General features: G+C 33.9%; 1 protein-coding gene. It reads right to left on the bottom strand.

The annotated features are described in order from the left end of the window. On the bottom strand, positions 1 to 254 hold a 254-nt coding region (locus tag ETC27_RS18495; RefSeq protein ID WP_205742793.1), incomplete at both ends, for an anion permease.

The raw sequence follows: 254 nt of genomic DNA, 5'->3' as shown, positions 1-254 counted from the left end.
AAAAGAATAGAACCACTAATAAAATCACAATTGAAACTGGATCAAAGCTTACTAATCCCCCAGAGATTAAACCTGCTGCCCATTTTAAGAATCCAACTTTTTTAAGCCCTGATGCCATGGCAACTAAAGTAGCAAACCAAATAAATACATTGATAGCACCTTTATTAGTAATTACATCTTCCCAAGAGATTACATTTGTTAATACAAGTAGTGATAATACAGCTAAGGCAGCTGTTGTACCATTTACTCCAATT

Origin of the sequence: Onishia niordana, from assembly GCF_004798965.1 — a bacterium.
In the GTDB taxonomy this organism is placed as follows: domain Bacteria; phylum Pseudomonadota; class Gammaproteobacteria; order Pseudomonadales; family Halomonadaceae; genus Onishia; species Onishia niordana.
The sequence above is the reverse complement of the archived record's forward strand: the minus strand, read 5'-3'. Positions and strand labels throughout refer to the sequence as shown.